Source organism: Pseudanabaena sp. PCC 9330, assembly GCF_055795045.1.
In genome coordinates this window covers 18,473-45,276 of sequence record NZ_JAYFES010000082.1, presented here as the reverse complement: position 1 = coordinate 45,276, position 26,804 = coordinate 18,473, and the positions used below count along the sequence as shown (strand labels likewise).

Below are 26,804 nucleotides of genomic sequence, written 5' to 3'. Positions count from 1 at the left end.
TGACAAGTTGTGGTCAAATCTGACTCCCAATGGGTTATGCAGGTTCTACATAGAATGCTGACTTTTTTGCACTTAGTGGGCAGCTGAGGTGCTATTGCTGAAGCAGTTCAACCAATGCTTCTATGGCTAGACCTCAACCAATTTCTACCCTTGATTGTTGACGATGAATCCACCAGTTTTGAGCCGATGAATCCACCAGTTTTGAGCCGAAAAGGTCAATTTAGCTCGCTGCTTTGCCACTGGGGCCAATGATCTTATCGACAAGTCCGTCACCGGTCTCAGTCTCAATGCCCGGGTGCGATCGAAACCTATTGTCTATAAGGCCGCAGTTTATTATCCCGATTTCACTGACCTGCAAGGGTTACGGGCTGGGGTCGGGTACTCTAAAACTGGGCATGGGTAGCCCGTCTACCACCTCAGATAGGTTTGTCTTCGTGCGTTGTAGAGACAAGATGGCTGACGTCTTAACTGTTCTAATTGTGGAAGATAGCGAAGACGACGCGTTACTGACTGTTGAGACGCTGCGTAGCGATAGCCTAGCGGTGACTTGGGAGCGGGTACAAACCGTTGCTGCCCTCGAACCCATGCTCTCGACTCGCCGCTGGGATGCGATTATCGCTGAACACAACCTGCCGGGGTTTGATGCCCTAGCGGCGCTGACCATCGTGCGCGAGCAGGGGCTAGATGTGCCCTTTATTATCGTCTCTAGCAGGCTCGATGAACAGCAGGCCGTGGCCCTGATGAAGGCCGGTGCCCAAGACTACATCACGAAAGACAGCCTGGCTCGCCTGCCAGCGGTGCTGCGTCGGGAGCTACGGGCCGCCCAAGATCGCCGCGATCACCAGCGAGCAAAACGAGCCTTGCAGCGGAGCGAGGCCCGGTTTCAAACCCTGGTGGCAACCCAGCCAGGGACTGTGTTTACCGCGATTTTGCGGAGCAATGGCGATCGCGCACTAACGTATTTAAGCCCCACCGGAGCCAGCCTCTTCGAGCTTCCCGTTGCAACCGCCTTGCCCGACTTGAGCGCCATCGCTGCCCTGTTGCCTCCCCAAGACCGGGCCAGGGTCGGTGCGGCCCTGGCCCACAGTACCGCTACCCTCACCCCCCTGCGCCACGAGGGGCGCATCGTTACCCCCTCAGGCAAGACCAAATGGGTTCAGGTTAATAGCCAGCCCGAGCGCCTGTCCAATGGCGATGTGCAGTGGCTTGGCGTGGTGCAGGAGGTGACCGACCGCAAACAGGCCGAGCGCCTGCTGACCCAGCGTGAGGCCCACAGCTGGGCCGTCCTCTCGGTCATGCCCGATCTGCTGATTCGCATGGGGGCCGATGGTCACTACCGCGAAGTGCTGAGTCAAAATCACCCCCTGGATATAGTTGTCCCCTCCCAAGACCGGATTGGCCATCACGTATCAGAGTTTTTACCCGCAGATCTGGCTGAACTCAAGCTCCAGGCCATCCATCGGGCCCTGGTCACCCGCGAGGTGCAAACCTACGAGCAGGAGATTTGGGTGGGCGATCGCCTCCAGCAGGAAGAACTGCGGGCGGTGCGGTGCGGCGAGAACGAGGTGCTGTTTTTAATTCGCGACATCAGCGAGCGTAAACGCGGCGAAGCCGAACGCAAACGCAGCGAAGCCGAACGCCAGCGCACCGCCCTAGCCCTCCAGCAGAGTGAGGCCCACCAGCGGGCGCTGGTCGAGGCCCTGCCCGATCTGCTGGCCCGGTTGAGCAAAGATGGCATCTACCTGGAGTTTGTTGCCAGTCCTACGTTCAATGTGGTGGGCAATCTGCCCGAGCTGATCGGCACCCACGTGCGCGAGTCGCTGCCCCCGGCGGCGGCCCAGCAGCGGCTCGATGCGATCGCTCTGGCCCTGGCCACCCAAACCATCCAGTTCTATGAGCACGATCTGTCTACGGCGGAGAAAATGCAGATCGAAGAAGTGCGGGTGGTGCCCTACCGGGACGATGAGGTGCTGGCTCTGGTGCGCGACATCAGCGGTCAAAAAGCGGCCCTGCGGGAGCGCGATCGGGCCGAACAGCAGCTCAAGGAACTTAACCAATCGCTGGAGCGGCAGGTGGCCGAGCGCACCGCGGCCCTCCAGGAGCGCGAACTGCGTTACCGAGGCCTGATGGAAGGGGCGAGCGATGCCATTCTGGTGGCCGATATGGAAGGCCACATTCTGGAGGTAAATCGCCGAACGGAGGAGCTGTTTGGCCGCTACCGCGATCAGCTGACCCAGATGCACCAGTCCCAGCTGCATCCGCCCGACCACCGGGCAGAGCTGGTTGACCTCTTTCAAGCGTCGATTGATGTGCCCCATTTTCAGGCGTTGAACATCCCCATTCTGCACGCCGATGGCCGACAGATTCCGGTGGATATTACCGCGACGACCATCAATTTAGGGACCAATCGAGTGGTGCAGGGCATTTTTCGCGATGTCAGCGAAAGGGCGCGGCTCGACGCCGAACGCCGGCGGATTGAAGCCGAAAACCAGCGCCTGCGCGATCGCCTGGGCTTTTTGCTCGACTCTAGCCCCGCCATTATCTACAGCGTTGAACCCGTCGGCAATTACAGACCCACCTTTATTAGCCAAAACCTGGCGGATATTCTGGGCTACGAGTCAGAGGCGTTTATCGCCAACTTTACCGACTGGCGCGAGTACTACCATCCCGACGAGGCTGACGGCATTTGGGCTGGCATTCCCGCCACCGTCGAGGACGGCTTCTACGCTATGGAGTATCGCTTTCGACACCGGGACGGCCACTACCTGTGGTTGCAGGATGAGGCCCGCGTCGCCTACGACGCCTGCGGTCAGCCCCAGGAGATCATCGGCTACCTAGCCGATATCACCGATCGCAAGTGCGCTGAGGAGCGACTGCGACAGACCAACGCCGAGCTGCTGCGCGCCACCCGTCTCAAGGACGAGTTTCTCGCCAACATGAGCCATGAATTGCGCACGCCGCTCAACGCCATTTTAGGCATGACCGAGGGGCTGCAAGAGCAGGTGTTTGGCGCGATCAACGATCGCCAGCTCAAGGCTCTCACCATCGTTGAGACCAGCGCCTCCCACCTGCTGGCGCTGATCAACGACATTCTCGATGTGGCCAAAATCGAGTCGGGCCAGATTACTCTGCACCTGACCCCCACGGCGATCGCCCCCCTGTGCCAGTCAAGCCTCACCTTTGTGCAGCAGCAGGCCGACAAAAAACGCATTCAGCTCCTGCGCTGCATTCCCCCCCATCTACCCGACCTGGTAATCGATGAGCGCCGCGTGCGCCAGATGTTGATCAACCTGCTCACCAACGCGGTCAAATTTACGCCTGAGGGGGGCCGTGTCAGCCTGACGGTCACGCCAGAGGTGTCCTCCATCGGCAGCGAAACCCAGGCCGTAGTGCGCTTTGCCGTCAGAGATACGGGCATTGGCATTGCCCCCGGCGATCGCCAGAAGTTGTTTCAGCCCTTTATTCAGATCGACAGTGCTCTCAACCGTCAATACCAGGGCACGGGGCTGGGCCTCACCCTGGTCAAGCAGATCACCGAGCTGCACGGCGGCCAGGTGGGGTTGACCAGTGAGGTCGGCGTCGGCAGTTGTTTTACCATTGACCTGCCTGCCGACCCGACTGGGCCACGACCGCTGAGTCTGTCTGCCGCTTCCCTCAGCGATGTTGCCCCAGCGGTTGCCCCGCCCCAGCCATTGCCCCTCATTCTGCTGGTGGGCGACCAGGAGGCCACGATCAGTACCGTGGTCAACTACCTGACCGCCAAGGGGTACCGTTTGCTAGTGGCGCGCCATAGCGAAGCGGCCCTGGCGCTGGCCCAGGCCGAAAATCCCGATCTGATCGCGATCGATACGCCGCTGCTGGGACTGGATAGTCTGGAGGCGATTCGCCGCATCCGCGACGATCCGCACCTGGCCGATCGCCCGATCATTGTGCTGACGGAGCCGACGGCGGCAAGCGATGGCGATCGCTTCCTGGCGGCCGGGGCTAACCAGCACCTGGACAAACCGCTGAAGCTCAAGCAGCTGGCCGCCGCCATTCAACACTGGCTCAACCCGATCGCGCCCTCCACCCTCTAACCTATCAGCAGACCTATGACACCCGCCTCCATATTGATCGTTGACGACGACCCCAACAACTTTGATGTCATCGACACCCTGCTCGATGCCCAGGGGTATCAGCTACACTACGCCAGCACCGGAGAAGCGGCGATCGCCGCCCTCGACACCCTGCAACCCGATCTGGTTTTGCTCGATGTGATGATGCCTGGCCTCGACGGGTTTGAGGTCTGCCGCCAGATCAAGTCGTCGCCCAACTGGGCTACCCTGCCGGTGATTATGGTGACGGCCCTGAGCGAAAAACAGGACCTCGCCCGCTGCTTTGGCGCCGGAGCCAATGACTTTATCAGCAAACCCATCAACCGGCTAGAGCTAATTGCCAGGGTGCAATCGATGCTGCTGCTGCGGGAGCAGTATCGGCAGCTCAAAACCTTTAACGCCCAGCTCGAAGCCAAGGTGCTAGAGCGTACGGCCCAGCTCCAGGCGATCATTTCCCAAGATGCCCTAACCCAGTTGCCCAGCCGGGCCGCCCTAACCCAGAGCTTGGCTGAGCTACTACAGGCCAGGAGCTCGGCCTTTGCGGTGATTTATCTCGACTGCGACCAGTTCAAGCTGATCAACGGCTCCTTTGGCTACACCCTGAGCAACCAGCTGCTCAAGGCGATCGTAGAGCGACTTCAGCAACTCGTACCCGGCGACGGGCTGCTGGCCTGTCTGGGGGGCAATGAGTTCTGTTTTTTGCTGCGCCAGACCAGCGATAGGGAGTACATCGAATCGCTGAGCCAAACCATCTTAGACAGCTTTAAGACCCCCTTCACCGTGTCAGGGCTCGATCTTTTTATCACGGCCTGCCTGGGCATTGTACTCGGCCACAGCAGCTACGCCTGCCCCGAACACCTGCTTCAGGATGCTGGCATTGCCATGTATCGAGCCAAGCAGCAGGGAGTCGGCAGCTATCAATTTTTTGACCCGCAAATGCACCAAACTATGGTGGATCGCCTGGCCCTCGAAAATGACCTCAAGCTCGCCCTTGAGCGCCAGGAATTTGTGGTGCACTACCAGCCCATTGTTCACCTTAAAACTCTCACCATGGTTGGTTTAGAGGCGCTGGTGCGCTGGCAGCACCCCAGCCGTGGACTGGTGGCCCCTGGCGAATTTATTCCGCTGATGGAAACCACCGGGCTGGTGGTGCCGGTGGGTCTGCTCGTTCTCAAGCAGGCCTGTCAACAGCTGTACCACTGGCAGCAGCAGGGCTGGACCCATTTGACTATGGGTGTCAACCTGTCGGTGCGACAGTTTGCCTGCCCGACTCTGCTCGACGACATTGACCAAATTCTCTCCGCTACCGGCATTGACCCCGCCCGCCTCAAGCTGGAAATTACCGAAAGCGCCATCATGGACAATGCTGAAACCGCCATTGCTCTGGTGGAGGCGCTGCGATCGCGGCAGATTCAGATCAGCATCGATGACTTTGGCACCGGCTATTCCTCCCTGGGCTACCTGCACCGATTTATGGTCAATGACCTCAAAATCGATCGTTCGTTTACGAGCCAAATCCAAGTTTTGAGCTCTAAATACAAAGTCGTAGACACCATTATTACCCTGGGCCAGCAGCTGGGCCTCACCGTTACCGCCGAAGGGATCGAAACCGAGTCCCAGCTGGCGCGGCTGCTGCAGCTCAACTGTGAGCTGGGGCAGGGCTATCTATTCTCTAAACCCCTACCAGCGACTGACATTGAGGCCCGCTTTCTCAACGGCAAAGATAGCCCCCTCATGGTGCTGACCTAGGCATTGCGGTGGACTGCCATTAATGATCGGCTAAAAATCAGTGCAATTCACGGGTTATCCATTCCCAGAGCCTGTTCAAGGGCATCTAAGGCGATATCGGCTACTGCCTTAATGCGATAGCGGCAGGCCTGGGTTTCGGTGGAGGCAAAGGTGCCATTTTCCCAGTATTTGTTGCTGCCAGCGCCGCCGCCGCAGAGACCAAAATAGTCGCAGCTTTGCTGACACAGGGCGACCCCTGCCTGCATCTCGCCATACAACCGCTGAAACTTCGGCGTTTGGCAGGCGGCTTCAAAGGTTTGATGGGCCACGTTGCCGAGCACAAAATCGCCGTAGTGGTCGCTCGGCATCGAGAGCAGTTCTGGGTCAAAGGTTGAGAAATTTCCCTGATAATCGATGCTGACAATTTTGAAGGGGTGGTTCATGTCGGTGCTGGTGAGTCGGGCGTTGTTGTACACCAACGAACAGATCGCTTCAAATTCCCTGACTTTCATAGGGCTATTATTTGCCGCCACCAAATCCCAAAACCGCTTCAAAAAGGTGCGATAGCGGGCCTCAACGCCCTCGGCGCTGAGGGAGGATTGGGCATGGATGCCCTCGGTCTCTTCCATATTAAAGCCGACGTTGGTAATGCCCTGGGACTCAAAAAACTCAAACATTTCGTCGGCATAGTCCAAAGAATCCGCCGTTAAAACGGCAATCACGCTGAGGGGAATATCGTTTTCTTGCAGGAGTTTGATGCCCCGGAGGGTGCCGGCATGACTGCCCAGGCCGGTGCGGGTTTTGCGGTGGGCATCGTGGAGAAAGGCTGGCCCGTCGATGCTGACCCCCACATGCACCGGGTATTGCTTAAAGAGATCGCACCAGGCCTGGTTGAGCAACAGCCCATTGGTCTGCAAGGAATGGTTAAAGCAAATGCCTTCGGGTTTGTGGGTAGCAGCCAGTTGCTCAATGTGGGCAAAGGCCGCTGTGTAGAACTGGAGACCCGCCGCCAGGGGCTCCCCCGCGTGCCAGCAAATGCTGAAATTGGCCCGGAGAAACTGGCTGGAAAACAGCGTCTTAAAAATCGGCTCGATCAGGTCCGGGGACATCTGGTGTCTCAGATGGCGATCGGGCAAATAGCAGTAATCACAGTCCAAATTGCAAAACGACGTGGGCTGAACTACGGCCAGATAAATAGGGCCAAAATCTGTTGTATCTACCGGGTTTGCATGGGGCTGGGGGGCTGGGGCGCGATAGACAGAGGTCATGGCTGCCGGGTTCCTTTAGGGTTAATAATTGCGCCAGTTGGCAAAACCACCGCCATCGCCCCAGCCATTGCGCCAGTTATTGCGATTGACGAAACTGCCACCGTGGCCATCGGCCCAGCCACCACGAACGCCATTTACCCAGCCCCGACCCGCCCCGTCGGCAAAGCCAATGGCCATCAAGTTTCCTGAGCTAGGCTGGCTCTCGGCGGGCAACTGTTCGGCCCGCGCCTGCAACGCTGCGGACAGGCGCGCCAGGCGATCTTCAATGGTGGCCGCGGCGGCGACGGTGGGGGTAGCCGTGTCTGGGCTGGTGGCAAGGGCGGCACCCGGCACGCTGAGGGCCGACAGGGCGACTAAAAAGCCGACAAAACTGGTGCGGTTGGAGATAGGCATCGGTCGGTCTGGGGGTAGGGGACGGGGGAGAGAAGGGAGGGGCCGCTAGGGCGTGGGGGTGGTCGGGGGCACCTGCGCCCGCTGAATGAGCACCATCTCAAAGAAGTCGGTGATCAAGTCTTGGGGGAGTGGCACAATGCCGCCGGGGCCAACCCACTGATTGACGGTGGCGAGGGCGGCGGAGTCGCCGCTGACGTAGCCCTGCAGCAGGCCCGCGATCGCATAGTCGACCATATTCAAAAAGGTGGAGTTGTTTTGCGGCACAATGCAGGCCACGCCATAGCGCTGGTAGGGCTGCGCCGGGGCCAGTTCGTATACCTCGGTGCCTCCCTGTTGGGCCACCATGCCCCCCAACAGCACCGAGTCCCCGGCGATCGCCGCCACCTCGCCCGACTGGAGGGCCGCAAAGGCGTCATCGAGAGACCCCAGGGGCACCAGGGTAGCCTGGGGCTGCACCAGCGCCATCACCTGCTGGCCCAGGGAGTTTTGGATCACCCCAATCCGCTGGCCCACCAGGGACTCGGGCGTGCCCAGGGTGCTGCCCTCGCGGGTGAGCAGGCGAATGCCCGACAGCCCATAGCTCATGGAAAAGTCCACATGGCGATCGCGCTCCCAGGTAAATTGCGTATCGCAGGACAGGTCAATCTCACGACTGATAATCATGGGAATCCGCTCGGTTAGCCCCTGGGCTTCTCGCCGCTGCACCACAATGTCGCGGCCTAGCTCTTGCTCTAGCTGGGCCTCAATGCGGTTCACAATATCCACCGAATAGCCGACTAAATTACCGTCGGTGTCGATGTAAGAATAGGGCACCAGATCAAAGCGGGTACCCACCGTCAATACCCCCGTGCGGGCCACCTTCTCAATCACGGTCTCAGCCTGGGCTGCTGCGGATAGCCCCAGGGTTAGGGCTAAGCTGACAATACCAATCGCGTATGTTTTCATCATTGTCCTACACCAGTAGCTGAGCCTAATAAAGAGAGTTTTCATCCCCCTTTTTAAGGGAGGCAGGGGGAATCGGCAGATAACTAAAGCTACAGCACATCACTTTTCAAACACCATCCAAGGGTCAGAAAGATTAATGGCCAAGAGAGTCTAATGACTACGCCCCAGGCAGAGAACAGCCCGCCATCTCCACCACATCTTTTATTTCATTTCTCTACCAACATACCAGCAGAGGAAAGAGGGCTAGAAAAGTAGCCGACAACCCTAGGGCAAATAGCGACAGACTTCAGCCCTTTAGGGCAACGCCTTGGTGGCCTTGCGTTTTTGGCAAAGGCAGGCGTATATATCCGTCCTCAACAATCTACTTCAGCTTTAGCCTTCATAAAAGATCGTTTTTTCCCTTCACATATCTCCATCAAGAAACGTGTAGGCGGATCCTTTGTCGAAGCGCACAACCCTTGTTTTAGGGGCGCAAATCTGGGAGATTTGCACCGCCTAGTTTAGACTCTAAAGTTCTATATTTCATATCATCTTGGCCAAGTGATGTCTTATCATTTTGCGCCACAGCCACCCTACAGAGATGGTATTGGGCACAACCTACAGGCAAACTGTTTGGGCACGACCCTCGGGCTTTGCCTAGGGCAGTAGCGACCTAATCAACTCAAATTGCAGCCGGACGTAACCGCATTTACCGCTGGGGCAGAGGCAAAATCGACCCCACAGGCGACACTATTCTGGCAATAGTCCACGTCCTTAAAGCTCTGGATCTAGGATCCGCTGAAGCTTTCGTCAATCAGTACATCAGCAGCGAACTCGACGGGTGATACCTGTTCGAGGGTATTTGCAAAGTTAGGGCGTGAGGAACAAAGCTTACTCCGGGTAGGTTGCAGATAGTCGTCAGCAACACCGGAGTGAGGCTACCCCAGCAACTTAACCCGAGACCAGTGGGGCTTACTGACCACTGCTAAGCCCGGTGGACGCCCCCAAAGCGGGGTATAGGGGAGACTCTCAACGCTATCTTATAGTTAGTAACTATTGAGTTGAGTAACTCAGGACAACCAATGACGACATTATTTGACCAATTGGGTGGCGCAGCGGCGGTTGATTTAGCCGTCGACAAATTTTACGAGCGAGTGCTTCAGGATGACCGCATTAAGCATTTCTTTGCCGATACAGACATGGCTAAGCAGCGAGCACACCAAAAAGCATTCTTGACTTATGCCTTTGGCGGCACCGACAAGTACGATGGTCGCTACATGCGCGAAGCCCATCAAGAACTGGTTAAACACCAGGGGCTAAACAGCGAGCACTTCGATGCCGTGGCCGAAGACTTGATGATCACCCTGGAGGAATTGGGTATATCAGAGGAATTGAGAGCCCAGGTGGCCGCTATTGCCGCCGCCCCTCAACACAAGCGCGATGTGTTGAATCAGTAAGACTGGCTAAGGCTCAAAGCTGCCAATCCACTTCAGACGATTGGCAGCCGAGTTCCTCAGTTTGCTAGAGCAGGCTGTGAGCCAGGGAGTAAGCTCCCGGGTGGTGGTGGCCAGAGCCCCGATTTCATCACCGCTCTAGAGACCTTTCTGCATCGGTTAGCCACCTTAACGGGGGTAAGATCGAAATGTCAGGTTTATGGTGAGTTTGGGCGATCGCAGGTGCTGTACCATAGCCAAGACGATCGGCCCGGTGGAGGAGAGTACCCCCATGACCTGCGCAATGGTGGCCACCATTCAAGTCGGCCTACCCCAGACCCTGGGCCGAGACAATGCCCCCGACCCAATGGATCGCCCCTGGACGACGGGCTTTTTTAAGCAGCCGGTAGCAGGGCCACTCTGGCTGGGCACCACCCACCTGGAAGGAGATGGCCAAGCCGACCTAAAAAACCACGGTGGGGTAGATAAAGCCGTACTGGCCTACAGCGCCGCGCATTACGACTATTGGCGATCGCACCTCTCCATCCACGACCTGCCCCCCGGTGCCTTTGGCGAAAATTTCACCATTGTCGGCCAGACAGAGTTCGAGGTCTGCGTCGGCGATGTCTATCAAGTCGGGGGGGCCACAGTGCAGGTGTCGCAACCTCGCAAACCCTGCTGGAAGCTCTCCCGCCGCTGGCGGATTGCCGATTTGGCTCAACAGGTGCTGGCCAACGGTCGTTCTGGCTGGTACTTTCGGGTGCTTCAGGAGGGGTCGGTGGCAGCGGGGCAGGCGGTCGAGCTGTGCGATCGCCCCTTCCCCCAGTGGACTATCACCCGCGCCCACCAGATCATGCACCACGATCTCAACGACAAAGCCGCCGCCGCTGAGTTAGCCCATTGCCCGCTGCTGTCTGACAACTGGCGAGAAAAGCTGCGGCAGCGCAATTAACCTCTGTCAAGAGAGCTTGGCGCAGATTAGCAGAAGCATTCGATAAAAAACACTTATCCTTTTGGCGCTATGGCCACCGGTCAACCAGCGTATCCAGTGTATAGACTTATAAATATCGTTTAAGAAAAAAGCATAGACTCTTGCCTTCTGTCTGACCGCTTCTATATCAATACCAATGTCGGGTTTGAGCGACTCATACCAAATCTTGCTCGCCTGCCCCCGATTCAGCAGGACGAACAGCGGTAAGGCCTTCGGCCAGGCTACGCCAACGCCCTACCGGTTGGCCGATTGGGTATCAGGGGTATGGAATTCGGATTCGGTATCAGCCGCTCTTCTTCAGACACTCTCCATTCACCGGTGACTTTCTAACGGGTGTTGCCGTCACGGGCGGGCTTTGGCTCGCCACCACTACACACAACTGATCAGCATGGAGCAGACACCGTGAACAAGTTTGAACCCAATAAACTGCGAACCAGATTTGACCATACCAGCGAAGGCTGGCTAGTGCAGGTCTATAGCAGCGATCGCCGCCTGCTGTGCGTGCTTGAGCCGTTCCACGCCTGGACTTTTTTATGGGGCGGTGTGTTCGGGTTTTTACTAGCCGTGGGATGGTTTAACCTGGCCAGCTACAGTCCACCCGCGACTCCTGCGCCCACAACCATTCCCCCCGAAATGTGGGTTGACTAGCCCATACCAAATCCGAATTCAAACATCTCTAATCAAGCCGGGTATCCCGTAGGGGCAAACGGTCGTTAGCCCTGCTCCTGGTTTTGACTGGTTACCCAACGAGGGCGATCGCAGCTCCGCCAAATTTTGCAGCGGCGCAGCATCGACAATCCATTGAGAAAACTCTGGGCCTACGATTTACATCAGTCAGAAATATATCAGGAAGCATCAAACAGAAGTAAAACTTATGACTCTCATTTGAAACGCAGTGCCAAATACGGCGACGAAGCGTAAAAACCCTGCGGATTTCAGGATAGACTTGAGCACATAGAGATTGAGGTCTTGATAGACAAAGTTCTATCAAAGGGACTGCGGAAGAGCGCCATCTTCCAGTCCTGTTCGGATGGCGGCCACCTCCGAACAACCCTATCGACAACACCTGTGATGCAGGGGTGTATCGCTGCACCCTCGTTTTCTTTAACGTTCAACCAATTTCAGCCATCACAACAACCACTCCTCGTTAGGGGAGGCAAAAGGAGGTTTTAATGGATTTCTTGTCTGAGTTCTTAACAAAATTTGGGGCGCAGTTGCAGTCCCCAACTCTTGGCTTTTTGATTGGTGGTATCGTCATTGCCGCCCTCGGCAGCGAACTGGCCATTCCCGATGCGATCTATAAGTTCATCGTCTTCATGCTGCTGATCAAGGTCGGCCTGACCGGCGGCATGGCGATCCGCAATGCCAGTCTTGGGGAGATGCTGCTGCCTGCGCTATTCGCCATATTAACGGGGATCGTGATCGTACTGATCGCGCGCTACACGTTCGCCAAGCTACCGGGTATCAAAGTCGTAGATGCCGTTGCAACCGGGGGCTTATTCGGTGCGGTGAGTGGTTCTACCATGGTCGCTGGCATCACGGTACTAGAGTCGCAAGGCATTGAATATGAGGCCTGGGCCGGCGCACTCTATCCGTTTATGGATATCCCCGCGCTGGTGACGGCGATCGTTTTGGCCAGCATCTACACCAATAAGCAGAAGCGCGATAAATATCTCAAAAATGAGAAGTATCTCAAAAATGAAGAGTATGTCAGCATGCAGCCGGTTGCCGCAGGCGGAGCACCCATCGACCAGCCCGTTCCCGTAGGCGGTTATTCCACCAGCGATCCGCGCAGTGCTGCAGGTGGGTATGCGGGCGGTAGCGCAGGCGGTTATTCTAGCGGGTCGGGCGGTGCCCCCAGCAATCGGGTCAAGATCTGGCCCATCGTCAAGGAAAGTATCCAGGGATCTGCCCTCTCGGCCCTGCTGCTCGGTCTCGCCCTAGGCATCTTGACCCGGCCAGAAAGCGTCTACGAGAGCTTCTACGATCCCCTCTTCCGCGGTCTGCTTTCGATTCTGATGCTGATCATGGGTATGGAGGCCTGGGCCAGACTCAATGAGCTGCGCCAGGTGGCCCAGTGGTACGCCCTGTATGCCTTTGTGTCCCCCTTTCTGAACGGGTTTATCGCCTTCGGTCTCGGCATGATTGCCCACTACGCAACCGGGTTTAGCCCTGGCGGCGTCGCCCTCCTGGCCGTCATTGCCGCCTCTAGCTCAGACATCTCCGGGCCGCCCACCCTGCGGGCTGGTATTCCGTCGGCCAATCCTTCCGCCTACATCGGCGCATCTACAGCCATCGGCACGCCCGTTGCGATCGCCCTCTGCATACCGCTCTTCGTTGGGCTTGCCCAGGCGATGACGGGTGGCTAATCGCAGGCGGATCGGGTCTGCCGGTGCTCCCCTGCCCCGGCGGCCCAGTGGTTCAATGAATATAGTCATAAGGAGGTTAACCTAGATGGCCAAGTCAGCCAAAAAGCTCGTTATTGTCACCGAAAAAGTGCTGCTGAAACAAGTCGCTAAAATCATCGATGAATGTGGAGCGACCGGTTATACAGTGGTAGAAACTGGCGGTAAAGGTAGTCGCAGCGTGCGCTCGTCCGGACAACCCAGCGTCTCTGACACGACCTCGAATGTCAAGTTTGAGGTGCTCACTGAAAATCAGGACATGGCCCTGCAGATTTCGGATCGAGTCGCCTTGCAGTTTTTCAACGACTATGCGGGCATCGCCTATATCTGTGACGCAGAAGTACTGTACGCGCACAAGTTCTGCGGCCCAGACGGCTGTTAAATCGAGATGACGCAGACCTAAAAAGCCGGGGCGTGACCCCGGCTTTTTAGTAGCCAGATTTTTGTGCTGTCGACAACTGGCGAGAAAAGCGGCGGGAGCGCGATCGCCCAGCCTGCCGCCCCCCATGACCCTCCAGCAGCAAAAAGGGTTTGGCCCACATCTTTTACCTATGGTGGTCTAATTTGCTGATCAACAGCAGCCCTTCGCCGTCGCTGAGCTCAACGGCCCGGAGATCGGAGGGGTCTAATTTGGCTACCAGCCCTGGCGACGCGACCGCCACCTGCCACTGATCGAGATCGAGTTGGAGCCAGTCACCCAGGGTCGCGGTGATCGGGTCGCCGCCCATGTGGGCCACCATCACCACCTCCTGCGGGGTGGCGTCGGCAACGGTCGGCTCAGCGGTGTCATCGGCGGGGCGCTCGATGCGATGGCCGTAGAAGATGGTCTGGTTATCGTCGCTGATGCGGTTAAAGCGATCGCGTCCCACCAAATTTCCTCGCAGCCAGGGGCGCTGCTGCCGAAACTGGCGCAGGGCCAGGCCAAACTGAGTTTGGTCGCGGTTGGCGCTATCAAAATAGTGGGCGGCGTTGCAGATGTCGTGGCCATCTTCCATAAAGGCCATGGCAAAGTGCTTCAGTTTGGGCACATCCAGGGTGGCCAAAAAATGGGGCAGACTGGCTTCCTTCAGCTCTTCCATCGCCGGAATTTGGCACTGGCCGGGGTCAGCCCCATCCCCCAGACAACGCTGACAGATCAGGGCTACCTGTTCTAGATCGTAGTCAGTCTCAACCATGGCATCCCGTAGGGCATTGGCAAAATTCTTTAGTTGGCTCAGGGTCTCAAACCCCAGAGATTTGAGCTGGGGAAAGGCATGGGGCTGCCGGTATAGCTCTGGCTCAATTTCCCAATCGAGAAAGCCCACTTCTTCAGAGACTACCTTGACGCCGTAGCGATCGTCAGTGTTGCGAAAAAATCCCCAGGGGGTTTCCAGGCTGGCGTTGAGAAAGTCCATCGGCAGACCAGGGCTAAAGCCATAGACCCACAGCCGGGTGGCCGGGCTGTTGTAGGCGCGGTTGAGGGCGGCGGGCAGCGTGTCGCCCAGGTTCCAGTTGATGTCAGTGTCGAGGGAAATCTGGTTGCCTCGGCGCACGGTGTCGTGGTTGCCGCAGCCGGTGATCCAGCGATCGCCCTGGGAAATCACCTCACACACCCGTGACCACTTGCGATCCCAAAAGCCCTTGAGAGTGGGGGTGTTGTGGGCAAAAATCAGCGGCCCCCACTGAAACGACCCCGGCTTGGCCTCCAGCAGCTCGCGATAGGTAGAGGTCTCTTCCCAGCCGGGCTCGGGCCAGGGGCGACCGTCTTCGTAGATGGTGAACATGCGCCGCTGGTAGCCTTCGATGTCTTGCACCAGATCGCTCATCGCCAGCAGATACATGTCGTCTTGCTCGACCCGACCGCTGAGCGGGTTAAAAAAGCGAAAGTCTTGACCGCCGTCTACCCGAATGCCATCGGCCCCGGTGTTGAGCTTGCGGCGCTGCATCTCTAGCAAAATGGCCCGCACCTGGGGCAGCTGGTGGTTGAGATCCTGGCCATACATATTCGGCCCTTTGAAAAACTGCTGGGTGAGCAGCTCTAGGGCCTGGTTGTCGGCGTGGCCGTAGACCAGGTCGTAGATCACCTGAATTGGCCCGGCAGAGAAGGTGTGCAGGGTGGCGATGAAATCGACCACCTCGTCGGGGCGCAGACTGCCCAGCACCGCTGGGTTGGTGGCGGCGCTGCCCAAAATCGGCACATCGTAGCCCCAGTTTTGGGTATGGGGCTGGCGCAGAGTAGCGGTGAGGTGGGTACTAGGGGCCTCGCTATTGCCGGGTTCGACCATGGCAAAAAACTCATGCTCGATGTTGGTGTCTTCGCGGCGGTACTCGATGGTAGGCTCTACCGGCAGCAGCTGAATGGCTTCGTAGCCAATGTAGGCCATTTCGGCTGGGGCCAGATCGGCTCCGGTGGCCAGCTTGGCAGAGATGGTGGTGTAAATGCGGGTCAGCCCCTCTAGGGTGCCCTCGGCGCTGGCGGTGGTGACGTGGATTTGCAGAATGTTGCTGGGGGGGGCAACTCGCACAATGCCGTCATCGAGGTCGTCGGGGGAGGGCGCGGCTTGGCTGAGGTTGGCGCTGTGGGCCAGGTAGCCCAGGTCGGCTCGATCGCGCTGAAGCCGATCGATGTCGTAGACTTCGGCGGGGGCAAACACGCCGTAGGGCAGGGAGTAGGCCAGGGGGTCACGAATGTAGTTGATCCGCCCTTCGGCATCGACGTAGTGCAGCCAATAAAAGCAGCCCGCCCGATCGCGGCCACCCGGCACCACCCCCGCCACCACAGCCCAGACATATTCGCCCTGCTGCATTACCGGCAGGCGATCGCGCTGAAATCGCAGGGTCTGCTGAGCGGCACGAAAGTCGATAGGTTGCAGCGGGGTGAGAATTTCTAGCTCCAGCGATCGCTCTGACTGTATGACCTCCGCCGCTAGCTCCGGCGTCCAAAAGCCAAACTCGGTGAGGCCATCGCTGCGGTAGTGAGCCCCCAGCCGCCGAGCCAGATGCTGCCCCCGCTCAAAATAGGTTTCGGTAGAGTGCTCTACCGCTGCGGCCCAGTCAAGCAGGTTTTGAGTTTCGTCTTCAACTAGCGAGACCAGGGGCTCTAGGGTTGGCTGGGCGATCGCAGGAGAATTGAGAGCAGGTTCTTGGACGGTCACGGGGATTTTCGCAGCATAGATTGACAGGCCGCTGAGAATGGAGCACTCCCGGCAGCAGCTGCCGTTAGTTTAACAAGCCCCCTCAGCGGCCCTAGCCAATATCTATCTGTGGTTAGAGAAAATCCAGATTAATTGAGCCCTACCGAGGCTGCGCCGAAACCGGGTCGACCCGCACATCCACCGTGGTGGGGTTGCCCTGGGTGATCACTGCCACCCGGCTGGTGTTGATAAACCGCAGCTGCCCATCGACCATGATGCGGGCCTGCACCGCGTAGGAAAAGCGCGGGTCGATCTGCTCCGGGCTATAGACTAGCTCAAAGGGGATCGGCACCTGCCGCCCGCCAAACACCGTACTCTGAGACGCCAGCACGATCGCCGGGGCATCGGCCCGGCTGACATCCACCAGCTGCACCTCCAGAATGGCGTTGGGAGGCATGGCAATGCGGGGCAGGTAGCTGACGGTGCCGGTTACGGTAGCTTTGTCGGTCTGCACCACGTCGTTTACCTCCAAAGTTTGAGCGCCATCGGGGGCGATGCTGACTCGAGCCGACGGCAGCCCCTCAGAAGTCGAGCCCGCGTAGGTAAAGGTGATGCCCTCTACGGAAGAGACGGCTATAGCCCGTACCGCGTTCAGCACTTGCCGCCCGGTAGCCCGGTTAAACAGGTTGAGGCGGGGCTGCCCATTTTGGGTAAACACCCGCACCGCGTAGGTGGATGTTTGCGAAAACACAATGGTGCCGTCGGGTACCTCGGCCCGCTCGGGGCTGGGCAGCTGGGCCAGCTCGCTCAGGGTTTCGCCCTCGACCACAAAGCTGCGATTGATCACCTCGGTCTGGGTCAGCTGGGGCACCTGAATGCGCTGATTGTCGATGGCGATCGGGCCATTGAGCATAATCCGCTCTCCGAGCACCACGGGGCTCAGCGCCTGGGCCTCGCCGTCGATATCCATCACTGCCGCTAGATAGGTGGCCAGGTTAGTGCCGCCCCCCTGGTTGACGCCAAAGATCACGGCGGCATCGTCTTTGCCGTCACCGTCAATATCGCCAAAGGTCAGCCAGTTGGGCTCGTTGGCTAGGCTCACCAGCAGTTCACCGGGCCGTTCATACTGGCCAAACTCGAGGGTCACCGTTTCAAAGCTGGGCTCGGGGCCAAAACCCACGGGCACGATATAGGTGCCGTTTTGCAGGGTGCTCCAGCGATCGCACCAGGCCTGCTTCTCGGGGGTAAACACCTCGCGGGTCAGGCAGTTGTGCCACTCGGGCTGCGTCTCAGCCAGGGCCTCTCCTGCCCCCGTCATCCCACTCCCCAGGGCAGCGGCTATCAGACCGGCTCCCACCAGGGCAGAAAACATGTGCTTTTTCATGGTTGTCTCACACCTAAACGATCTACCAGGGGATGTGCAGCCGTTGGTAGTGGCGTGGCTTAGAACGCAGACTGACTATCCCCTTAGTCCATTAGCAATCTACCAACGAACTATAAGGAAGCCGTGTGGGGTTACGGTTTTAGCAACATGGGGTGGGTGACATTGGATAGTTGAAACAGCTATCTCGGCGGGTTGATGTTGGATTCGTCAGACGCTAACCCGCAACCCGTTGCCAAATACGGGCCACCTCCGCCAGCAGCGCCTGACACCAAATCCGAGTTACATAACCCCAATTTCTAAAAGACCGAACCGTCGGGGCAAACGGTTGTTTGCCCTGCTGAATCGGGGGCATACAAGGAGGATTTGATATAAAAGGTTTCCCTAAAAGCCCGTTGCCTTGGGTAGCTCCTAGCCAAGGCCAACCATACTGCGCTAGCGCGTTAGCCTGATGAAGTAAACGTTGGTTCTAACTTCATCTATGGCATCTCCCCCCAAGGCATCCTTTTTAGACCATCGACCTCGGCTGGCGCTAACCCTGGGCGACCCGGCAGGCATTGGCCCCGAGGTGGTGCTCAAGGCGCTGGGGCAGCAGGATTGGGGTGCGATCGCCGAGATCACACTCTTTGGGACGCGATCGCTGTTGAACCAAACGGCAATTTCCCTAGTGCAATCTAGCTACTCTGGGCCTCTCCCTGCGTTAGAGCCCCTAAATTTTGTCGAAATCCCCCCGCCCCTACCCCTAGAGACTGTAGACTTCGGCCAGCCCAGCGCCGCTACCGGGGCGGCCAGCTTTGCCTACCTACAAGCCGCCATCAAAGGCGCGGGGGCAGGGCAGTACGATGCGATCGTCACCGGGCCGATCGCCAAGTCAGCCTGGAAAATCGCCGGACATAACTACCCCGGTCAGACCGAACTGCTAGCCGAGGGGGCCAAGAGCGATCGCTTTGGGATGGCCTTTGTCGCCCAGTCTCCCCACACGGGCTGGTGGCTGCGGGCGCTGCTAGCCACCACCCACATTCCCCTCAGCCAGGTGCCTCAAGCGCTGACGCCCGAGCTGCTGACTCAAAAGCTCGACCTGCTGATCCACAGCCTAAAGCAAGACTTTGGCCTGACCCAGCCCCGCCTTGCCGTGGCTGGGCTCAACCCCCACAGTGGCGAAGGCGGGCAGCTGGGCCGAGAAGAAGTGGATTGGCTGATTCTCTGGCTGGAGCAGCAGCGCCAGCGCTACCCCCAGGTGCAGATCGACGGCCCGCTTCCCCCCGACACGATGTGGGTGCGCCCTGGGCAGGCCTGGTTTGGCACCGACAGCAGAGCCATAGCCACTGCCCACGACGCCTATCTGGCTCTGTACCACGACCAGGGGCTGATTCCGGTCAAGCTGATGGCCTTTGACCGGGCGGTGAATACGACGGTGGGTCTGCCCTTTGTGCGCACTTCACCTGATCACGGTACTGCCTTTAATATTGCCGGTCAGGGGATTGCCGATGCCAGCAGCATGGTGGCAGCGATGGATGTGGCGGTGGCAGTGGTCAAGAGTCGAGCCGGTAGGGCCTGATGGGTGGGCAGCGAAGGATGAAGAGGCGCGGTAAACTGTTTGGATTTTGGCAGACCCGTTTGAACCATGACCCCCCATAGCAAACTCTATGACCAGCTCTATCGCCTAGATGGCCAGAGCTACGGGGCCTATAAGTCGCTCAGGGGAGAGTACGACTTTGGGCATTTTGTGCTGCACATTGACCATGTGCAGGGCGACCCATTTGCGGCTCCGAGTCGAGCGCGGGTGGTGGTGCCCCAGACTATGGCGGGGTTTCCAGAGAGTCTGTGGTCATTGCCCTGTCGGGCTGTAGCCCTGGCCGATTACCTAACCCGCGAGTTTCATCGGGCGAGCCAGACATTGCAGCGCCCCTCGGGCTCGGGCAAGAGCGGGCTGATTGGCATTGTGCGGCCCAGCCAGGCGATGCTCAACCGCAGTGCGGCACAGGTGACGGCAGACTCGGTGGAGCTGCGGTTCACCGTGGGCTTGCCGGCCTTTGGGCGGCGGATCGCAGGACGACAGGCGGCGGAGCTGTTGTGTCGAGCGGTGCCAGATTTATTAGAGCAAACTCTATTCTATAAATCCCTAGATGGGGAGGCTATTCAGCACCAGGTAGATGCGGCAGAGGATGCAGAGGTGTTGCGATCGCAGCTCCCCACCCACAACCTGGTGGCCTTCGTCGCCGATGGCTCGATTTTGCTCCGGCGCAGCGGCGTCGATGAGCGGCCCCTGACGGATCAGGCAATTCCTTTCAAATCCCCTAAATCGCTGCGGGTGACGCTGACGTGCCCCCACGCCGGAGCGGTGACGGGCATGGGCATTCCCCAGGGCATTACGCTGATTGTGGGGGGCGGCTACCACGGCAAATCGACCCTGCTGCGGGCGATCGAGATGGGGGTATATAACCACATCCCCGGTGACGGCAGGGAGCAGGTGGTGACCGACCCCACCGCAGTCAAGGTGCGAGCAGAGGATGGCCGCAGCATTGCAGGGGTCGACATTTCGCCCTTTATCGGCAGTTTGCCCCAGGGCAAATCGACCCGTCATTTTTCTACGCCAAACGCCAGCGGCAGCACCTCCCAGGCGGCCAACATTATTGAGGCAATCGAGGCGGGGGCGACGGCGCTGCTGGTAGACGAAGACACCTCAGCGACGAATTTTATGATTCGCGATCGCAGAATGCAGGCTCTGATCGCCAAAGACCGGGAGCCGATCACCCCGTTCATCGACAAGGTGCGGCAGCTCTACACCGACTACGGCATCTCGACGGTGCTGGTGATGGGGGGCAGCGGCGACTACTTCGACGTGGCCGATAGGGTGATCGCCATGGATGATTTTGTCCCCCAGGATGTGACTAGGCAGGCGCAGGCGATCGCAGCCGAGTACAAGACCGATCGCGACCTTGAAGGTGGCCCCAGATTCGGCAGCCTCACTGCTCGCATCATTCAGCCCACCAGCATCGACCCCAGCACAGGCAAGCACAGCGTCAAACTGCGGGCGCGGGATGTCGATCAGCTCCAGATTGGCACCGAGGCCATCGACCTCTCGGCAGTAGAGCAATTGGTCGAACAGGGTCAGGTGCGGGCGATCGCAGAGGCGATCGTCTACGCCCAGCGCTACCGCATGACGGCGACCACCCCACTGCCAGAGGTCATTGCAGCGGTCATGGCCGATGTCGATCAGTACGGGCTCGACGGCCTCACCGAATGGCCCATGGGCGACCTGGTCAGCTTTCGGGGGCTAGAGCTGGCGGCGGCCATCAACCGCCTCAGAACGCTAAAGACCACTCAACCCTAGCCCACACCTGCCCGTCTTCCTCGATTGCTTCTCAGACTCATTGGGCGACTTCTGAAAAATAGTTGCCCATGGGTGGGCAGTGCCTACCCTACAGCGGCTCAAGTCACTGGCTTGCAGCGGGTATCGTCTTGCCTGGAAGTCTCCTGACTAGACCTCTTCGATCCAGCTTTCCAACCGCAGGCGAGCAATTTTTTTGATCTCTTCCAGGGCGGTGGCTTGCTCTAGCTGCGGAGAATTGTCTAGGCGCTGGGCAAAGTTTTCGAGAATCGAGGTTTTGGTGTGCCCCGCCACCGCCAAAATAAACGGAAAGCCAAAGGTCTCTTTGTAGCGCTGATTGAGGCTCTGAAACTGCTCATATTCTGCGGCGCTGAGGGTGTTGAGCCCGGCCTGGCTCTGCTCGGCGATCGAGGCCTCGGCCATTGACACCCGAGCGCCGAGATCGGGGTGGGCCTTGATCAGGGTCAGCTGCTCTGCGGAAGACATGCCCTGGGCGATCGCCACCATTTTGCTATGCAGATCGGCCACCGAGGCAAAGGGTCGCTGGGGCCAGGCCTGGGCGGCAATAGTCGGGGTGTCTTCGAAAGCGGGGCCAATGGCGGCAATGAAGTCGGCCTCGGACATGGTGTTGAGCTGGGCTAGGGTGTAGGGCATGGGGCGGTGGAATAGGGGGATGGGAGAGGATGGATGATGGGGTGTACATAGGGGCAGACCCACTTGCCTGCCTCAGAGTTCAGCAACGGGGAGAATCTTCTCTAGACCTCAGGGTGTAGGAGACCATGATCTCGACCTCAACCTGGGACTACGATGCGCCGTACCAGATCGCTTCGATCGCCGCTGCCGCCGCCACAGGGTCAGCCTCAGCAGCCAAACACTGGGTGACGTGGCCCAGCTTGCGACCGGGGCGAATGCCTTTGGTATACCAGTAGACGGTGGCCTGGGGCAATTGCTTCAGCGCTTCGAGCTGGCGGTGGTGGGTCGCCTCTGATGCGTCTAGGCCGAGCAGGTTGACCATCACCGCCTGGGGGGTCGTGAGCGCGGTGGGGCCGAGAGGGCGATCGCCCACAGCCCGCAGCTGCTGCTCAAACTGAGAGGTTTCGCAGGCGTCGAGGCTGTAGTGGCCGGAGTTGTGGGTGCGGGGGGCGATCTCGTTGATCAGCACCTGATCATCCTCGGTCAAAAAGCACTCGATGCCGACGATGCCCACCAGATCGAGCTGGTCTACCAGGGTGCGGGCGATTCTCTCCATGCGGGCAGCGACCTGGGGCGACACATTGGCCGGGGCAAAAACGCGCCGACAGATCTGGTCGACCTGCTGGGTTTCTACCGTGGGGTAGACCGCCACTGCCCCGGTTGCTGAGCGGGCGACCATCACCGCCAGCTCTTGCTTGAAGGGCACAAATTCTTCTAGCAGCACTGGCGTCCGGTTGAAGGCCTGCCATGCGGCAATTAGTTCCCATGACTGCTTGACGACCGAGGTGCCGTAGCCGTCGTAGCCCAGCCGCCGGGTCTTCATCACCAGGGGATAGCCCAAGGTCTCGGCCCTAGCCATTAGCTCAGCGTCGCTTTCGTCGCCGTCTAGGAAGCTGTAGCGGGGGTTAGGCAGACCCACTCGCTCAAAAAATTCTCGCTGCGATCGCTTGTCGAGCACCAGCGCCAGCACCCCCAGGCTAGGGCAAAAGCGGGTGCCCTGGTCGGCCAGGGGTTGCAGCCCTTCGCAGTCGATAAACTCGTTCTCAAAGGTGATGACGTCGCACTGGGCAGCTAGGGTAGCGGTGGCGGCAGCGTCGGCGACCGGGGCCAGCAGGGCGCTATGGGCGATCGCGATCGCGGGGTCAGAGCTACTGGGAGTCTGTACCACCAGGTCTAGACCTAGGGTCTGGGCCGCTGGCCCCATCATCCAGGCGAGCTGCCCGCCGCCAATCACCCCAACTGTCTTTACCCTGCTGGTCTGTGCCATGGCCCTTGCCTAAAATGCAACGTCCCATTATTCCATGACAGCGAGGCTGACCTCTCCATCTCAGATGCTGTGGCAAAGGGTGCGATCGTCCTCCTCCACCGCCGGGCTATGCTGCAAAAAACCCCGCAGCCAGGTACAACCCAGCGTGAGCAAACCATCGAGATCGTTCAGGGTTCCTAGGGCCCAGAGCATCACCGTGTTGTCTTCGCTGGCCGATGAGAGTACTAGCCCGTCGGGGCTAAAGTTGAGGCCATGAATGGTGCCGTTGTGGCCCCGCAAAATGCCCAGCTCAGTGCCGTCAGCCACATGCCAGAGGCGAATAGTATGGTCTTCGCTGGAGGAAGCTAGGGTCTGCCCGTCGGGGCTAAAGGCTACCCCCTGCACCCGGTTGGTGTGGCCCCACAGGGTGCGGAGCGGAGTGCCATCGATAGTCCACAGACGGACGGTGCGATCGTGGCCAGCAGAGGCAATGGTTTCACCATCGGGGCTAAAGGCGACGGCGTGCACAAAGTTGGTGTGGCCCTCAAAGGTACGCAGTAGCCGACCATCTCGACTCCATAGGCGTAGGGTTTTGTCGTGGCTGGCCGACACCATAGACTGGCCATCGGGGCTAAAGCTAACGTTATGCACCACATCGGTATGGCCCATCAGAGTATCGAGCAGCTCGCCCATCGCCGTCCAGATTCTGATCGTACCGTCATCCCCGCTGGTGACGATCATGTCGCCGTCTGGGCTAAAGACCGCACCATATACCCGTCCAGTATGACCGGTCAAGGTGCGCTTAAGAATGCCGTCGCGAGTACGCCAAAGCCTGGCGGTGCCATCCCAACTGGCAGAGACCAGAGTTTCGCCATCGGGGCTAAAGGCGACACTGTGAACCAGGTCGGTATGCCCCCCTAGGGTATTGAGAGGCTGGCCATCCTGGGACCAAATTCGCACCACATTGTCGGCCCCCACAGAGGCCATAGTCTGGCCATCGGGGCTAAACACCGCCTCGTAGACATCGTCAGTGTGTTCGTGGAAGCGCCTTTGGGAAATGCCATTGGGCTGCCACACCCGCACGGTGCCGTCGGCACCGGCAGAGGCGATGGCCTCGCCATCGGGGCTAAAGGCCAAGGCAAACACCCCGTCCTGATGGCCGCTAAACATTTGCAGCGGGCTACCGTCAGCAGTCCACAGCTTAACCAGGGTGTCACCCCCCGCCGAGGCCATGGTTTTGCCGTCGGGGCTAAAGGCGATTTGGTGCACCACGCTGCCTTCGGCAACGCTGCCCAGGGGCGTGCCGTCTAGACCCCATAGGCGAATGGTGCCGTCTTCGCTGGTGGCCCCTAGCCGCTGGCCGTCGGGGCTAAAGCTGACGCTCAAAACCGGGCGGCTGTAGCCCTCAATAGTGGTGAGCAGGGTGCCAGTGCGGCTCCAGAGCTGAATGCTGTTGCCGCTGGCAGCGGCCAGGGTTTCGCCGTCGGGGCTAAATGTGACATCGCGCACGCCGCCCATCAAATTTGGCAGGTGGGGGTTGAAGACCCGGTAGTGGTCATGATAGCCAGAGGCCTGAAGACCCGCCCCCGCCCCTAGGGTACTGAGCAGTTCTCCCTCTAGATTCCACAGTTTGACGGTGCCGTCGGCGCTGGCAGAGGCCAAAGTGCCGCCGTCGGGGCTAAAGGCCACGCTGGTGACGGTGCTGCTATGCCCAGTCAAGGTCTGCCGCAGGGTGCCATCTGGGTGCCACAGTTTGACGGTGCCATCGGCGCTGGCAGAGGCCAAAGTGCTGCCGTCGGGGCTAAACACGACGCGGTGCACCACATCACCGTGATCGCTGAGGGTCTGCTGCAAGGCCCCATCGCGGCTCCACAGTTTGATGCCGCTGTCGCCCCCCGCCGCCGCAATGATCTGCCCATCAGGGCTAAAGCTGACGCCGTAGACGGCCTCGTCTTGCCGGGCAAACTGGTTTTGTTCGCGAGCGCCGTGCACCGTGTCTTGCAGAGCGGCGACCACCTGCTGCTGGAGCTGGGGCTCAGCCTGCCACCGGGCTCCCCGGAGTTGAAGTCCAGCCTTGAGGCTGGTCATAATGGCGTCAAAGCCGTAGCCCGAGGCTGCCAACGATCGCGCCGCGGTGCTCTCGGCCCTGACCATCTCTTGCTCGGCCACTACCCGTTGGCGGCTGGCCTCACGCCAGCCGAACCCAGCAGCGATCGCCAGCCCCATAGCCACCACCGTACCTACGGCCATGCCCAGGGTTAGCCGCCGCTGGCGGGTGGTTTCGGCCTGGCGGCTTTGGCTGACGTAGAGTCGCTGGAGCTGGGTCGGCAACGGCTCTTTTTCGCTGCCCGCCACCAGCCAGTCTTCGGCATTTTTAAGGGTGCTGCCGTGGAGCAACAGGCTGTGGTCTCGGCCTTTGTGATCCCACTCTAGAGCGCGGGTAAGCAGGCGGGTGTGGGCTTTGACATGATCCAGATCGGTATCGAGGGCAGCCCTGAGTGCCTGAAAGGCCTGATCTGCGTTGTCACTGTCGCGCCAAAAAATCCAGTTCAGCTTGGCCAGAGCCGGGTGTACCTGGCTAGAAGCCACATCGCGACAGACCAGGGGAACTAGCCTCTTATGGCTGGCGATCGCCCGCTCCAACTCTTCACCACACACCGTAGAGCTGGCTGAATGGGGGCTGAGCACCATCATAAAGGTGTGGGCCGCATCAATGCCGTCGTAAATCTCCTGCCGCCAGTCAGCGGTGAGGGGAATGTCTTGCCAATCGATCCAGACCTGGCGATCGTCTTCGGCGAGAGCCCTATAGAGCTTTTGCACAAAGGCCTTGTCTTTGCGAGAGTAGGAAATAAAGACTTCAGACATGAGGCGCTTTAGAGAATAGGGCTAGGAACGATAGTTACCGGAATGCCAAAGCCACCGCCGCATTTACAAAGTATCTCAAAATGAGAACCGCCCTTTGAGCGACACAATCCTTGAGCAACACAGCCCTTTCAGATGGCGCTGAGCGGCCTTCACTGGTGCTATCTTCACACCCAGGCTGCTTAGGAGAATTGTCAGTAGTCGCGCTGCACCCACTGACACCCACTGATCTGAGACTGCATTGCTACACTGACTGAGAATAATGGTTAAGCCTGCGTGGCATTGTTTTTAGCTCTACTTTTCTAGCTTTATTGAGATAATGACCCAGACTACCCGAACCAAACGCCGCCGCCGGGGTGACTCCCCTAACCCCCTGTCATTTTTGCTGGGGCCAGTGGGGATTGCGATCGCCACGGTAGCGGTCATCGGCGGGCTGTGGTATCGCAACCGCCCCCAGTCAATCGCCTTTGAGCCCAATACCACCATTGGCGAAGCGGCCATGGCCAGTGTGCAAACCTTTCCCGACCGGGGGCAGGCCCACGTCACCCCCGGCCAGCCCGTCAACTACGACAGCGACTTCCCCACCTCCGGCCCCCACGACCCCAACCCCGTGCTGCCAGGGGTCTACAGCCAAGAGCAGCGGCTAGAAGAGCTAGTCCATTCCATCGAGCATGGCAACATCGTAATCTACGTTGACCAGCCCGGCCAGGTGGCTGTAGACACCCTCACCGCCTGGGCGCAGGAGTTTCCTGGCTACTGGGACGGTCTAGTAGTGGTGCCCCGCCCCGGCCTAGGTGCTGAAGTGGTACTCACGGCCTGGAACCACAAACTGCGCCTGCCCGAGTTTGAGTCAGAAGCAGCGGCGACCTTCATCGATGCCTATCGCGGACGAGGGCCAGAGAATCCAGTGCGGTAGGGAATGGGCAATTAAGTTTCGTGGTC

The 26,804-nt window shown here is 59.1% G+C and carries 18 protein-coding genes; 10 read left to right on the top strand and 8 right to left on the bottom strand.

Annotated features, from left to right (window positions below):
• Window positions 1-452 precede the first annotated feature (452 nt).
• Both AC0QKW_RS07410 and AC0QKW_RS07405 read left to right on the top strand, forming a co-directional pair.
• Window positions 453-4,076, top strand: a complete 3,624-nt coding sequence (locus AC0QKW_RS07410) for a PAS domain-containing protein (protein WP_473150422.1) — start codon at window positions 453-455, stop codon at window positions 4,074-4,076.
• A 15-nt stretch (window positions 4,077-4,091) separates the two neighbouring features.
• Entirely contained in the window at window positions 4,092-5,843 is a 1,752-nt protein-coding gene (locus tag AC0QKW_RS07405; protein ID WP_473150421.1) for a two-component system response regulator, read from the top strand.
• 47 nt (window positions 5,844-5,890) lie between these two features.
• On the opposite strand, the gene grrM is transcribed toward AC0QKW_RS07405, so the two are convergent.
• From grrM to grrP, 3 genes are read right to left on the bottom strand one after another with little or no spacing between them, the layout of a single operon-like run.
• Window positions 5,891-7,090, bottom strand: a complete 1,200-nt coding sequence (grrM, locus tag AC0QKW_RS07400) for a cyclophane-forming radical SAM/SPASM peptide maturase GrrM/OscB (protein ID WP_473150420.1) — start codon at window positions 7,088-7,090, stop codon at window positions 5,891-5,893.
• Window positions 7,091-7,111: 21 nt separating this feature from the next.
• Window positions 7,112-7,483: a GrrA/OscA1 family cyclophane-containing rSAM-modified RiPP gene (gene grrA / locus AC0QKW_RS07395; protein ID WP_473150419.1), complete on the bottom strand. Its 372-nt coding sequence runs from the start codon at window positions 7,481-7,483 to the stop codon at window positions 7,112-7,114.
• 45 nt (window positions 7,484-7,528) lie between these two features.
• Window positions 7,529-8,431 (bottom strand): extracellular substrate binding-like orphan protein GrrP, encoded by a 903-nt coding sequence (grrP, locus tag AC0QKW_RS07390; protein WP_473150418.1) that lies wholly within the window; start codon window positions 8,429-8,431, stop codon window positions 7,529-7,531.
• Window positions 8,432-9,489: 1,058 nt separating this feature from the next.
• On the opposite strand from grrP, the gene AC0QKW_RS07385 reads away from it, so the two are divergent.
• From AC0QKW_RS07385 to AC0QKW_RS07365, 5 genes are all read left to right on the top strand, one after another.
• Window positions 9,490-9,864, top strand: coding sequence for a group I truncated hemoglobin (locus AC0QKW_RS07385; RefSeq protein ID WP_473150417.1), 375 nt, complete (start codon window positions 9,490-9,492; stop codon window positions 9,862-9,864).
• Window positions 9,865-10,132: 268 nt separating this feature from the next.
• On the top strand, window positions 10,133-10,792 hold the full coding sequence (locus AC0QKW_RS07380; RefSeq protein WP_473150416.1) for an MOSC domain-containing protein: 660 nt from the start codon (window positions 10,133-10,135) through the stop codon (window positions 10,790-10,792).
• A gap of 441 nt (window positions 10,793-11,233) precedes the next feature.
• Window positions 11,234-11,479 carry a hypothetical protein gene (locus tag AC0QKW_RS07375; RefSeq protein WP_473150415.1) on the top strand — a complete coding sequence of 82 codons (246 nt, stop codon included), beginning with the start codon at window positions 11,234-11,236 and terminating at the stop codon, window positions 11,477-11,479.
• Between the two features lie 524 nt (window positions 11,480-12,003).
• Complete coding sequence (locus tag AC0QKW_RS07370; RefSeq protein ID WP_473150414.1) at window positions 12,004-13,200, top strand: sodium-dependent bicarbonate transport family permease; 1,197 nt, start codon at window positions 12,004-12,006, stop codon at window positions 13,198-13,200.
• 85 nt (window positions 13,201-13,285) lie between these two features.
• Complete coding sequence (locus tag AC0QKW_RS07365; protein WP_473150413.1) at window positions 13,286-13,618, top strand: P-II family nitrogen regulator; 333 nt, start codon at window positions 13,286-13,288, stop codon at window positions 13,616-13,618.
• A 163-nt stretch (window positions 13,619-13,781) separates the two neighbouring features.
• Here AC0QKW_RS07365 and gghA read toward each other — a convergent pair whose 3' ends face one another.
• Complete coding sequence (gene gghA, locus AC0QKW_RS07360; RefSeq protein ID WP_473150439.1) at window positions 13,782-16,334, bottom strand: glucosylglycerol hydrolase; 2,553 nt, start codon at window positions 16,332-16,334, stop codon at window positions 13,782-13,784.
• Window positions 16,335-16,509: 175 nt separating this feature from the next.
• Window positions 16,510-17,733 carry a YbaY family lipoprotein gene (locus tag AC0QKW_RS07355; protein WP_473150412.1) on the bottom strand — a complete coding sequence of 408 codons (1,224 nt, stop codon included), beginning with the start codon at window positions 17,731-17,733 and terminating at the stop codon, window positions 16,510-16,512.
• Between the two features lie 478 nt (window positions 17,734-18,211).
• Between AC0QKW_RS07355 and pdxA the strand changes: the two genes are divergently transcribed.
• Together pdxA and AC0QKW_RS07345 are read left to right on the top strand one after the other, a co-directional pair.
• Window positions 18,212-19,288, top strand: coding sequence for a 4-hydroxythreonine-4-phosphate dehydrogenase PdxA (gene pdxA / locus AC0QKW_RS07350; protein WP_473150411.1), 1,077 nt, complete (start codon window positions 18,212-18,214; stop codon window positions 19,286-19,288).
• 66 nt (window positions 19,289-19,354) lie between these two features.
• Complete coding sequence (locus AC0QKW_RS07345) at window positions 19,355-21,064, top strand: ABC-ATPase domain-containing protein (RefSeq protein ID WP_473150410.1); 1,710 nt, start codon at window positions 19,355-19,357, stop codon at window positions 21,062-21,064.
• Window positions 21,065-21,211: 147 nt separating this feature from the next.
• On the opposite strand, the gene uraD is transcribed toward AC0QKW_RS07345, so the two are convergent.
• The 3 genes from uraD to AC0QKW_RS07330 form a co-directional block, all read right to left on the bottom strand.
• On the bottom strand, window positions 21,212-21,715 hold the full coding sequence (gene uraD, locus AC0QKW_RS07340; protein WP_473150409.1) for a 2-oxo-4-hydroxy-4-carboxy-5-ureidoimidazoline decarboxylase: 504 nt from the start codon (window positions 21,713-21,715) through the stop codon (window positions 21,212-21,214).
• Between the two features lie 148 nt (window positions 21,716-21,863).
• Window positions 21,864-23,021, bottom strand: coding sequence for a 5-(carboxyamino)imidazole ribonucleotide synthase (locus AC0QKW_RS07335; RefSeq protein WP_473150408.1), 1,158 nt, complete (start codon window positions 23,019-23,021; stop codon window positions 21,864-21,866).
• A 60-nt stretch (window positions 23,022-23,081) separates the two neighbouring features.
• A complete protein-coding gene (locus AC0QKW_RS07330; RefSeq protein WP_473150407.1) occupies window positions 23,082-25,865 on the bottom strand; it encodes a TIR domain-containing protein in 2,784 nt (927 codons plus the stop codon).
• Between the two features lie 316 nt (window positions 25,866-26,181).
• Here AC0QKW_RS07330 and AC0QKW_RS07325 point away from each other — a divergent pair, with 316 nt between their 5' ends.
• Window positions 26,182-26,778, top strand: coding sequence for a DUF3105 domain-containing protein (locus AC0QKW_RS07325; protein WP_473150406.1), 597 nt, complete (start codon window positions 26,182-26,184; stop codon window positions 26,776-26,778).
• Window positions 26,779-26,804: the final 26 nt, after the last annotated feature.

Excerpts from the sequence above, each read along its gene's own strand:
- AC0QKW_RS07410 (WP_473150422.1), top strand. The coding sequence starts at position 453 with ATGGCTGACGTCTTAACTGTTCTAATTGTGGAAGATAGCGAAGACGAC.
- AC0QKW_RS07405 (WP_473150421.1), top strand. The coding sequence starts at position 4,092 with ATGACACCCGCCTCCATATTGATCGTTGACGACGACCCCAACAACTTT.
- grrM (WP_473150420.1), bottom strand. The coding sequence starts at position 7,090 with ATGACCTCTGTCTATCGCGCCCCAGCCCCCCAGCCCCATGCAAACCCG.
- grrA (WP_473150419.1), bottom strand. The coding sequence starts at position 7,483 with ATGCCTATCTCCAACCGCACCAGTTTTGTCGGCTTTTTAGTCGCCCTG.
- grrP (WP_473150418.1), bottom strand. The coding sequence starts at position 8,431 with ATGATGAAAACATACGCGATTGGTATTGTCAGCTTAGCCCTAACCCTG.
- AC0QKW_RS07385 (WP_473150417.1), top strand. The coding sequence starts at position 9,490 with ATGACGACATTATTTGACCAATTGGGTGGCGCAGCGGCGGTTGATTTA.
- AC0QKW_RS07380 (WP_473150416.1), top strand. The coding sequence starts at position 10,133 with ATGACCTGCGCAATGGTGGCCACCATTCAAGTCGGCCTACCCCAGACC.
- AC0QKW_RS07370 (WP_473150414.1), top strand. The coding sequence starts at position 12,004 with ATGGATTTCTTGTCTGAGTTCTTAACAAAATTTGGGGCGCAGTTGCAG.
- AC0QKW_RS07365 (WP_473150413.1), top strand. The coding sequence starts at position 13,286 with ATGGCCAAGTCAGCCAAAAAGCTCGTTATTGTCACCGAAAAAGTGCTG.
- AC0QKW_RS07355 (WP_473150412.1), bottom strand. The coding sequence starts at position 17,733 with ATGAAAAAGCACATGTTTTCTGCCCTGGTGGGAGCCGGTCTGATAGCC.
- pdxA (WP_473150411.1), top strand. The coding sequence starts at position 18,212 with ATGGCATCTCCCCCCAAGGCATCCTTTTTAGACCATCGACCTCGGCTG.
- AC0QKW_RS07345 (WP_473150410.1), top strand. The coding sequence starts at position 19,355 with ATGACCCCCCATAGCAAACTCTATGACCAGCTCTATCGCCTAGATGGC.
- uraD (WP_473150409.1), bottom strand. The coding sequence starts at position 21,715 with ATGCCCTACACCCTAGCCCAGCTCAACACCATGTCCGAGGCCGACTTC.
- AC0QKW_RS07335 (WP_473150408.1), bottom strand. The coding sequence starts at position 23,021 with ATGGCACAGACCAGCAGGGTAAAGACAGTTGGGGTGATTGGCGGCGGG.
- AC0QKW_RS07330 (WP_473150407.1), bottom strand. The coding sequence starts at position 25,865 with ATGTCTGAAGTCTTTATTTCCTACTCTCGCAAAGACAAGGCCTTTGTG.
- AC0QKW_RS07325 (WP_473150406.1), top strand. The coding sequence starts at position 26,182 with ATGACCCAGACTACCCGAACCAAACGCCGCCGCCGGGGTGACTCCCCT.